This window comes from Waterburya sp., assembly GCF_058530065.1.
This window is the reverse complement of the sequence record NZ_JBZNBU010000346.1, coordinates 1-10,161: the sequence shown is the minus strand read 5'-3', so window position 1 is coordinate 10,161 and position 10,161 is coordinate 1. Positions and strand designations below refer to the sequence as shown.

The 10,161-nt window shown below is 39.5% G+C and carries 10 protein-coding genes; 7 read left to right on the top strand and 3 right to left on the bottom strand.

From position 1 onward, the window contains the following. From AC33VI_RS20745 to AC33VI_RS20735, 3 genes are all read left to right on the top strand, one after another. Nucleotides 1-365: hypothetical protein (locus AC33VI_RS20745; protein ID WP_491784166.1), on the top strand; the 365-nt coding region annotated here is incomplete at its 5' end. Then, nucleotides 254-1,189: a hypothetical protein gene (locus AC33VI_RS20740; protein WP_491784165.1), complete on the top strand. Its 936-nt coding sequence runs from the start codon at nt 254-256 to the stop codon at nt 1,187-1,189. The genes AC33VI_RS20745 and AC33VI_RS20740, both read left to right, overlap by 112 nt. Nucleotides 1,190-1,348: 159 nt before the next feature. After that, entirely contained in the window at nt 1,349-2,695 is a 1,347-nt protein-coding gene (locus AC33VI_RS20735) for a cytochrome P450 (RefSeq protein WP_491784164.1), read from the top strand. A 15-nt stretch (nt 2,696-2,710) separates the two neighbouring features. On the opposite strand, the gene AC33VI_RS20730 is transcribed toward AC33VI_RS20735, so the two are convergent. From AC33VI_RS20730 to AC33VI_RS20720, 3 genes are read right to left on the bottom strand one after another with little or no spacing between them, the layout of a single operon-like run. Beyond that, nucleotides 2,711-3,301 carry a CPBP family intramembrane glutamic endopeptidase gene (locus AC33VI_RS20730; RefSeq protein ID WP_491784163.1) on the bottom strand — a complete coding sequence of 197 codons (591 nt, stop codon included), beginning with the start codon at nt 3,299-3,301 and terminating at the stop codon, nt 2,711-2,713. A gap of 6 nt (nt 3,302-3,307) precedes the next feature. Next, the gene (locus AC33VI_RS20725; RefSeq protein WP_491784162.1) at nt 3,308-4,357 is read right to left on the bottom strand and encodes a DUF3326 domain-containing protein; all 1,050 of its coding nucleotides are present in this window, start codon (nt 4,355-4,357) and stop codon (nt 3,308-3,310) included. Nucleotides 4,358-4,393: 36 nt separating this feature from the next. Next, nucleotides 4,394-4,570 carry a DUF8621 family protein gene (locus AC33VI_RS20720; protein WP_491784161.1) on the bottom strand — a complete coding sequence of 59 codons (177 nt, stop codon included), beginning with the start codon at nt 4,568-4,570 and terminating at the stop codon, nt 4,394-4,396. Nucleotides 4,571-4,716: 146 nt separating this feature from the next. Between AC33VI_RS20720 and AC33VI_RS20715 the strand changes: the two genes are divergently transcribed. The 4 genes from AC33VI_RS20715 (at nt 4,717) to AC33VI_RS20700 (ending at nt 10,056) form a co-directional block, all read left to right on the top strand. Further along, nucleotides 4,717-6,387 carry a M48 family metallopeptidase gene (locus tag AC33VI_RS20715; protein ID WP_491784160.1) on the top strand — a complete coding sequence of 557 codons (1,671 nt, stop codon included), beginning with the start codon at nt 4,717-4,719 and terminating at the stop codon, nt 6,385-6,387. Nucleotides 6,388-6,670: 283 nt separating this feature from the next. Next, a complete protein-coding gene (locus AC33VI_RS20710) occupies nt 6,671-7,738 on the top strand; it encodes a hypothetical protein (RefSeq protein ID WP_491784159.1) in 1,068 nt (355 codons plus the stop codon). Between the two features lie 315 nt (nt 7,739-8,053). Next, a complete protein-coding gene (locus tag AC33VI_RS20705) occupies nt 8,054-8,716 on the top strand; it encodes a methyltransferase family protein (RefSeq protein ID WP_491784158.1) in 663 nt (220 codons plus the stop codon). A gap of 101 nt (nt 8,717-8,817) precedes the next feature. Next, on the top strand, nt 8,818-10,056 hold the full coding sequence (locus tag AC33VI_RS20700) for an MFS transporter (RefSeq protein ID WP_491784157.1): 1,239 nt from the start codon (nt 8,818-8,820) through the stop codon (nt 10,054-10,056). Nucleotides 10,057-10,161 lie beyond the last annotated feature (105 nt).

Below are 10,161 nucleotides of genomic sequence, written 5' to 3'. Positions count from 1 at the left end.
GTAGTATTTCTTTAGATGCTAATAATGTTGATTTTAGCGATGCAAGTGAACTGATAGCAGGAATTACAACCGATTCAACTTCTATTGAAGCTCAAGCAGGAGATATTATCATAAATGCTACTGGAAGTATTTCTCTTGAATATTTTCTTTACGAGAAGGTAGTCAAATTATTTCTTCAATTGTTGGGGCGACGGAGGAACTTCCTGGAGGTATTGGTAGTGGGGGAAGTATTGATATTAATGCTACTAATTCTGTGGAAATATCTGGAATTAATACAGAAACTTCTCTTACTGGTTTATTTGCCAACAGCGAAGATTCGGCAACGGGCAATGCTGGAAGCATTAGAGTTGAAACCGATATTTTGAGAATCGATCGCGGTACTATTCAAGCCAATAATTTGGGTATGGGGGATAGTCAGGAAGCAGAAAATAATAATGCTTTTGCAACTAATATTTTTCTACGTTCTAATAATTTATTTTTAAATAATGGTGGAAGTATTTCTGCAATTACTCAATTTGGAGAAGGTGGTAATGCCGATATTGTAGTAGACGATCGAATACAGCTAAGAAATAATAGTAATATTACTGCTGGTAGTTTTGGAGTTGCTGATGGTGGCAATGTCACAATTGACGCTGACTTTATTATTGCTTTTCCTAACGAAATATCTGGCAACGGCAACGATATTATTGCTGTTGCTGAATTAGGTTCTGGAGGCAATATTAATATCTTAGTAGATAGAGTTTTTGGCATCGAAGAGGGAATAGCAATACCTAGTAATAATCGTAACGATTTTGATGCTAGTTCGGAATTGAGTATTCAAGAAGGAATTGTAGTTAATATTTTGGATTCAGTTGCATTGCCTCCAAGTAACCTAATTGAATCTCAACAAACGGTAGCCCAAGCTTGTCGAGAGAGAAGACAGGCAAATGCTAAAAGCGGACTAACCATTGAAGGAAAAGGCGGAATTGTACCCGATCCCAAGCTACCTTTGAATTCTTTAAATGTTTCTGTTGCGGGGGGAAGTAGTTCTACTTCCGCAATACCTGAAGCTATTAACACCAGTAAAGGAAAAATCCAACCAGCTAGAGGAATTAAAGTAGCTAGCAATGGAGAGATTGTTTTAACGGCATATCGTACTGATAACTCCGAACAAAGAACTCCCCAAGGCGACATTAATTGTGGAGTTTAGGAGTACAAGCTATATTCACATTTTGGTGTAGAAAAATATATGGTTATTCGTCATCATTTGTTTCGTGTCTATCTAGATCTTGAGCCTTAAACTCAAAAACTGAGAATTTATTAAACTGATAGGTAAATCGTTTATTTAATAAATCTTAATAATATAGTCGTGCAGTCACTTCCCAATCTTAAGCAATCATCTATCCAGCAAAGACTTCAATGGGTCGTAGCACCCGATAAATATATGGATATGGCGGTGAAACAAGCCCCAGATCTATTTGTGGCCAAGATCGCACCAGGGGGAGAAGATTATATTTTTGTCAATCATCCCGAAGGAATGCGCCAGATGATTACGAGCGATCGCGCTTGTTTTTTTGCAGGTGCGAAAGACAATCAGCTTTTAAAACCCTTGGTGGGAGAAAATTCTTTATTATTGATAGAAGGCGATCGCCATAAGAAAAGACGTAAATTACTCTTACCTCCGTTTCATGGGGAGAGAATGCAGTCTTACGGTAAATTAATCTGCGATCTGACTCGTAATGTAATGGATACGTTACAGCCTAATAAATCTTTTACCGCCCGTAAAATAGCCCAGAAAATATCTTTGGGAGTTATTTTTGAAGCGGTTTATGGCTTGCAAAATGAAGACCGTTCTCAAGGATTGCAACAGGGCATCACTAACTTAGCAGATATCTTTGAATCGACCCTAACATCGGCTTTATTATTTTTCCCTTGGTTGCAAAAAGACTTGGGTGCTTGGAGTCCTTGGGGATATTTAGTCAGACAACAACAAGCGATCGATCGCGGTATACAAGAGGAACTTGCTTATAGAAGACAAGAAGAAGATTCCCACCGTGAAGATATTCTTTCTTTAATGATGTCTGCCAAAGATGAAGGGGGAGAAGGTTTAACCGATGCAGAATTGCACGATGAGTTAATGACTTTGATGTTTGCGGGACATGAAACCACGGCAACGGCGATCGCTTGGTCTTTATATTGGACTCATCGCTATCCTGAAATTCGCGAGAAACTAGGGGCTGAAATAGCTACATTGGGTGCAGATCCAGACCCGATGGCGATCGCCAAACTTCCTTATTTAGATGCAGTCTGCAAAGAAACCCTGCGGATTTATCCTGTCGGAATGCTCTCTTTCCCCAGAGAAGTAGAAAAACCTGTAGAACTAATCGGTCACAAACTAGAACCTGGACAAGTAATTATGGGTTGTATTTATTTGCTACACCAACGAGAAGATGTTTTTCCCGAACCAAAGAAATTTAAACCCGAACGTTTCTTAGAGCGAGAATTTTCTCCCTATGAATTCTTCCCCTTTGGTGGTGGCAAACGCCGTTGTATTGGAGAAGCTTTAGCTCAATTAGAAATGAAATTGGTTTTGGCAACAATCATTGCTAATTACAATCTGGAACTCAAAAGCGATCGCCCAGAACAACCAGCTAGAAGAGGGGTTACCCTTGCTCCCAAGACGGGAGTCAAGATGATTTTTAAAGGTAGTTTGTAATTGAACAGTGGAAGTTCAATCGCTAGTTATGGGACGATTATTGAACTTCCACAACAAACCAGAAACCAAATTAGTAATAATATGAGCCAAAACAGGAACGAGCAAATTACCAGTAATGAGAGCGCAATAGCCCAAGGCAAAACCCACAATAGTTGCCCAAAGTACATAAGGCCATTGTCCCGCACCGCTAAGGTGTAATACTCCGAACAAAATACTGGAAAGAATTAATGCAGTTACGTTTAACCCTAAAGCGGGTAGCATGACCCCCCGAAATAGTAATTCTTCGCTCAATCCTGGCAATAATCCCAGCCAAATTAGATCGACCCACATTAAAGGTTTAATTACCAATTCCAAATAAATATCCGCACTCCGACGGTAGGCAGGCCACAGACGGTAAATAATACCGCTAGCAACAGTGATTCCTACGGCTAATGCCACACTCCATAATAAAGCTTGAGAATTAAACTGTACCGCTAGTAGTTGAACTTTGCCCAACTTCTGCCAAATTTTGGCGATCGCCATTAACAAGACAGCGGTAACACCCATAAATATTAGAATCTGGGTGCGGCTAAGGGGTTCGAGTTCGGGATTATTTGGATTTGCCACGAGTTTTTATAAACAACGAAGAGATGATATATCGGGATGAAATACTTGAGGATCGATGCCCGCTTTACGAGCAACTAAGATTCCCAAGGCTTCTAGATAGGAATTAACTTGAGTTACCTTGATGCCTAAAGGCTCTGGAGGTACATTAATTTGAGTCGAATTATTGGTTACGGCAATAATTTCCGTTGCGGAATTAGCAAAGCTCATCATAGCACTGCCACCACAAGCACTATAGGGAACGATCGCCGCATCAACCGAACTTCCTTTAATGGTTTGAGCAGAAAATAATTCGGGTTGAGTAGCAAATTGAGGGGCGCGATTTAAACCCACCAAGACGCACGGTAAGAAAGTATAGCCCAATTCTTCGGCAGCAGCACGGGGAGACACTTTTGGATCGACTACTAAGGGCTTTAAAGCTGGGGCATGGGCAGCAGGAATGCCAAAGTTACGGACTATCAAATGAGAAATTACCGCTTCTGCTCCTGCTAGGTGGTCTACTCCCGATCCGTGTCGGTAGTTTTGTAGTTCTATACTGTCATCATCATCAGGGAAACGAGCCACTACGGCGATCGCTTCTGCCCCTCCTTGATGGATTAATTTGTCTGCTGCTCGAAGCAAACTACCAGGATTGCCAATAGTACCCCAACTAGCCCCAGATTCGGCAACGCGCAATTCTACTTCTAAAGGAGCATCGGTAACCACATAATCGGTCAAACTCAGTCCTAAAGTAGCTCTAGTTGCATCTGCTGCTTGCAGGTGACGCAAGCGCAATTCTGGCTCGATCGCTCGATCTAAAAGCAAGCCGATTTTATTTTGTCTTACTGGATTTAAGCCCCACTTTCCTGCTGCAAAATGATCTAAGCCATAGCCTTCGACATAATAGACATTATCTAAAGACCAATATAGCTGCGCTCCGTTAAGAACATTAGGATGAGTTATCAGGCGATCGCTAATGCTAGCAACAGCCCTAGCTACGGGTAGAGCATCTCCCGCATAACCACCGATCGCTGCTCCGACTCCTGTGGGAACAATAAGAACAACCGTAAAATTCGACATACAAAAATAAATTACAGACAGTATAGAACTAATAAACTAGTTTTCTTGGGTAACGATAGCTTCTACCGTTGCTTTTTGCTTGTCTTTATCGACACTGGTTACAGCCCAGCGTAGAGGTTCGCCCTCTTTTTTTAGGTTCGCTTCAATTTCTTGTTGAAGTTGAATGGGTGTCTCTTGAAGATCGATTTCGGCAGTAATAAAGTGAGTAGTCATTTATTTTACCTTTGCTATTAGTAAACATTTTCTACTGTAAGATGTGCCGATTGTAAAATGAAAGGTAATAGTTAATATTTTTTTATTATTTATAACTTTTTAATTGGGGATTAGGGATTAGGGATTAGGGATTAGGGTTTTAGATTATGAGATTAATTAGTTGGTATTTAATTGTTTTAAATGTTTTGTTGTCTCCCACTCTAGTTTTGGCAGAGTCTCAGGCGTTGGTGGATAATAATTTCGATTTGATTAGTCAAGCAGAAGAGGAAACAGAGGAAGAGGAAGCAGAGGAAGAAGAAACAGAGGAAGAAGAAACAGAGGAAGAAGAAACAGAGGAAGAAGAAACAGAGGAAGAGGAAGAAACTTACTTACCCACGCCAGAAGAAATGGCTCGGTTAAAGAAACTGGCTACAGCAGACCAACTTTATTTATCTGGTTATAAAGCAAAAGCAGCAAAACTATATCGAGAAACCAAAGAAACTTGGGAAATCGAACGAGAAAAAGCCAGACAAGATCGAGAATCCGTCGAAGTATTTGAAGATCCCGAAAAACTCAGCGTTGCAGGGAATGTTTTTTGGCGAAACTATCAAAAGGGAAAGGAACAAGAATTAGAAAGTAAAATTTTGAGTGCCTTAAAACTATTAACTACTAGAGAGCCAGAATTTATTCCAGGTCATCTTCATTATGCCCAAATGCTTCAACAATACGAACGGGAAGCAGAAGCAGAAAGAGTATTAGATCGGGCTGTAGCTCTATATCCTAACGCACCAAAATTAACCCAAGCGAGAATTGAAACTCATATTGCGGGGGAAGAATGGTTAGATGCTTCGATCTTGGCGCGACAGTTTGCTTTATTTAATCCCGATCTACCCGAATCTAAGAAATTAACCATCAAGGCAGAAGAATATTTAGCAGAATATCAAAGTGACTTGCGCTCTAAAATAACCTTAAATGCGATCGGTAATGCGATCGCAGGTACAGTGGGATTTATTTTAACTGGTAATTTATTTGGTCCTCTTTCCGCTTTAGAAACTACCTCTACGTTACTTCAAGGGGAGGCTGCTATCGGCAAAGCTAGCGCGCAGCAAGCTGTCAAACAGTTACCTTTATTAAACAATCCAAGAGTGACGGCATATGTAAACGAAATAGGTCAAAAAGTTGCTTCCCATTCTGGCAGAAATGATTTTGACTATGAATTTTTTATTATCATGGATGATAGTTTGAATGCCTTTGCTCTTCCTGGAGGTAAAATTTTTGTTAATGCAGGAGCAATTATGAAAACTGACTCAGAAGCAGAGTTAGCAGGATTATTAGCTCACGAAGTAGCCCATGCTGCTTTGTCTCATGGTTTTCAATTGATAACTCAAGGCAATCTTACCGCCAATGTTGTTAGTTACATTCCCTATGTGGGTAATGCAGCAACCAGCTTGATCGTGCTTAACTATAGTCGTGACATGGAAAGACAAGCAGATATTTATGGTACGAGAATTTTAGTTAATTCTGGCTATGCTGCCGATGGGGTTCGCAATTTAATGGCAAAACTTCATCAAGAACACAATCAAGACGAGGAAAATGCCGAACCAGCAGAATGGCTTTCCACTCACCCTAATAGCAAACAAAGAATTCGCTACATGGAAGAATTAATTGTCGATCGCAATCTAAATCGTTTTACTTATGAAGGTATTGCCCGCCATCAAGAAATTAAGCAAATAGTTCGGGAACAATGGCAAGAATACAAGGAATGTGCCAAAGATGTAGTAACTCTCGAAGAAGCCAGAGAATGTATTCCAACTCAATCTCATGAAGAAAATGAATAATTGAGGGATAATAATTAAAGATTGCGATCGCGATCGCAACCATTAGGCAAAAAATGGGCAATATTAGAGAAGAGATAGAGCTATACGACAGATATTATCTGTTAGACAATCGTCCTCAGTTTGGTACCTGGGGACTTTTTTTTGTCTGTGTGGGAAAGTGTTTTATTCTAAATTATTTTGGCTGGGGTTTTTTGTTTGGCATAATAACGGAGGTGTAGATTTCCACCATTCAAGCGATCGAGATCTGCGTCTATTTACCTTTTAGTGTTATATATTGCCCTGCATGAGTGAAGTTACCCTAGTTAACGGAAATGAAGTTTCTCAAGAAGAGATTGTCGCTGCTTTAGAGATTCCCGCCGATTTTAATTTCAATTTACCCGATCCTGAAGATGAAGAAATTAGAGAGTCGGATTTCCGCGAACAACTAGATACCATTTGGAAAATATGCGATCGCTTTGATTTACAAACAGATATTTGGCGGGGCAGAGTATTGCGATCGATCCGCGACAGGGAAAAAAAAGGGGGAGAAGGCAGAGGTGCGGGCTTTCTTAACTGGCTCAAAGATCGGGAAATCACTAAGTCTCAAGCCTATGGTTTGATTCAGTTGGCTAACAGTGCCGATACTTTACTAGCCGATGGAATGCTAGATCCCGATAGTATTAATAATTTTAGCAAGCGGGCTTTTGTCGAAACTGCCAATTCTGCCCCCGAAATTCAACAATTAGTCAGCGAAGCAGCCCAAAAAGGCGATCGCATTACCCGCCGAGAAGTAAAGCAACTATCTGACGAATGGACGGCAATGAGTTCGGAGTTACTACCCGACGAGATTAAAGAAAAAGCAGCAGAAGGTTCTTTACCCGCCCGCCATCTTGCCCCCCTAGTACGAGAAATGGAAAAATTACCCGATTCTCATTTGGTAGAAATTAAGCGAGAAATTGCCGAAAGTCCCGATATCGATACGGTCAAAATGATGACCAGCGAAGCCAAGAATTTGGCTAAATATCTCGATGCAGCAGCCCAAGTACAAACTTTACGGGATAAGGCAGTAGATATGGAAATGGCACTAGAAGAGGCACTCAGACTAGATTGTATTAATACTGCTGCGGATTTAGTCAAACAAGCAACTACCCTCGAACAAACCGTCGGCAAGCTTTACACTACCTGGAAAAGAATTAGTAATATAGCCGATCGCTTGTACGTAGAGACAGGGGCTTCTAACCCTCACTTGCGTTCTTTGATAACCTGTATGGAATCTTTAACAGGGGACATTATCGAAGTGCCTCTAGATGAGGAAGGCGATCGCATTATTCGTTTAAAAGTAATGTCGGAAGACTCTAGTGCTGATAGTTAATTGCGATCACTTTATTACAGAATAAATAGTAATTGAAATTAAAAAAATAAACTAGGATTTACAGCCGTTTTCAGTTGAATAGCTCTCTTGGAAAATTTACTAGTTCGTAGTTTTTAGTTTTTAGTTCTTAGTTCTTAGTTTTTAAAGTTTAATTATGTGGTCTACCCATGTGAAAAGCGCAGTAAAAAATTTTTCCGAGAAAATATCATTGTTTAGCAGAAGATTTTCTCTTGCGCGATCGCATTACTCGCAAGATAATATTTTGAATTTAGCAAAACTAGTTAAAATAATCATTTAACAGTCGAACTAATTTTAATGAAAATCAAATATCCCATTAATTTACATAAATCTCTAACTTTTGCCTTTGTCTTGGGATTGATGTTTTTTTATCAGAATTTTACTCTAGCTCCTTGGGTGTATCTGGCGTTACATGGAACTTATGGTCTGATGTGGTTAATCAAAGATAACCTCTATCCAGATCGTCAATGGGAAGAATCAGTTCCTATACCCTTAGGAATTTTCACCTTTTTTATCCTTGGTACGTATTGGATAGCACCCTTGATCTTAATTAGTAGTGGCAGTCAACCGAGTGCAGCTTTGATTTGCTTGGCAATTACCACCAATATTTTTGGCGTATTTCTGCATTATGGTAGTGATGCCCAGAAATACTTTACTCTTAAATATCGTCAAGGTCTAATTACTAAAGGTTTTTTTAGTCGCAGTCGCAATCCTAATTATTTAGGAGAGATTTTGATTTATCTTGGCTTTGCTATGTTGGCGCAGCATTGGCTTCCGTTTGTTATTTTAGGTTTGTTTGTTGCTTTTATCTTTGTACCTAATATGCGTAAAAAAGATAATTCTTTAGCTCGCTATCCTGAATTTGCTGCTTACAAAGAACGTTCTGGTTTATTATTTCCCAAGCTATTTGTCAGTGAGTCTACAGCATCTCCAACCAAAGATACAGCCAATATAACTTAAGCTCAAACTAAGATTAAATTCAATTATCAATCGATCGCAGTCAATAGTTTTTGATGCGATCATTTTAATTCTGTTTGCTATGTTTCACTATTACTTAAATAATGAAAAGTCCCAATTGGCGTGAGAAATTCGATCTGCCTCCCTTATTTTGGTTAGTTGCTTTAATTGCTTTAATTAATGCCATCAGTTTTACGATTATTATTCCCCTCATATATCCCTACGCCAAACAATTTGGCTTGAGCGATTTACAAGCTAGTTTGCTGACAACTGCTTTTGCTTTATCGCAGTTTGTTGGTACGCCTATTTTGGGTAAATTATCCGATCGCCTGGGAAGAAAATATATTTTGGTTTTTAGTTTAGCAGGAACAGTAGTCGCCAATTTAATGGCTAGCGTGGCAGGAGTTGCTTGGTTATTATATGCAGCGCGAATGTTGGATGGTTTGACTGGTGGAAATACTTCTGTTGCTAGTGCGGTAATTAGGGATATTACTACACCCCAACAACGTCCTAAAGCTTTTGGCATCTTTGGTGCTACCTTTCGTTTGGGATTTGTGATTGGTCCTGTATTGAGTTACTTGGCACAGCAATTACCGACTTTACCAGGAATTTCTTCTTTAGGTATGAGTTTCATAGTCAGTGCTGCGATCGCGACTTTAGCTGTAGTTTTAACTTTGTTGTTCTTACCCGAAACTACGTCGAATTCAGGAGAATTAAAAGAATTTCAACTAAAGTGGGATGATTTTGCTTTTGGCAAGATAGCTAAGTCTGCAACTAGACCGAGATTGGGTAAGTTATTTGTCTTAACTTTTTTAAGTGGCAGCACTTTTACTATTTTTACTTTTGCCTTTCAACCGTTTTTCTTGAAAGTATTAAATAGAGACACCAAAGAATTGGCAATGATGTTTGCTTTAGTGGGAATTTTGGGTTTTATCACTCAAGTATTTGCTCTAGATTCTTTAAGCAAAAGATTCAATTTAATAAATATTATTGCCGTATCTTTAGCCCTGCGGGGAATAACTTTTCTCTTGATGCCAACTTTCCCTACCTATGGCGCATTTATAATTATTTTAGGGATTTTTGGACTGGTAAATTCTTTTCCCATGCCTCTAATCGATACGGTACTTTCTCTCAATGCCGAGACTAGAGAACAAGGAGAAATGCTAGGCATCAACTCTTCCTATCTTAGTATGTCTAATGCGATTGGTCCTGTAATCTCTGGTTTGCTGGTTAGTTTAAACTACACCACTCCTTTATGGATTACGGGAATTTTAACTATTTTGGTAGCTGCTTTTGCCTTCAATCTCAAATCTCGCTTTCGATGTCAGAAAGAAATCGCTTAAGACGTTCTTGAATTTAATCCCTCTTTTATGACTATGGGGTGATAAGTAGTAAATCCATAGAAAATTGCGATCGCTTTTTCTACTGAAAAGAGTAGAGAACACAAT

Bases quoted from the DNA above. Each gene is read 5' to 3' on its own strand.
- AC33VI_RS20710 (WP_491784159.1), top strand. From the start codon at position 6,671: ATGAGTGAAGTTACCCTAGTTAACGGAAATGAAGTTTCTCAAGAAGAG.
- AC33VI_RS20725 (WP_491784162.1), bottom strand. From the start codon at position 4,357: ATGTCGAATTTTACGGTTGTTCTTATTGTTCCCACAGGAGTCGGAGCA.
- AC33VI_RS20705 (WP_491784158.1), top strand. From the start codon at position 8,054: ATGAAAATCAAATATCCCATTAATTTACATAAATCTCTAACTTTTGCC.
- AC33VI_RS20720 (WP_491784161.1), bottom strand. From the start codon at position 4,570: ATGACTACTCACTTTATTACTGCCGAAATCGATCTTCAAGAGACACCC.
- AC33VI_RS20715 (WP_491784160.1), top strand. From the start codon at position 4,717: ATGAGATTAATTAGTTGGTATTTAATTGTTTTAAATGTTTTGTTGTCT.
- AC33VI_RS20700 (WP_491784157.1), top strand. From the start codon at position 8,818: ATGAAAAGTCCCAATTGGCGTGAGAAATTCGATCTGCCTCCCTTATTT.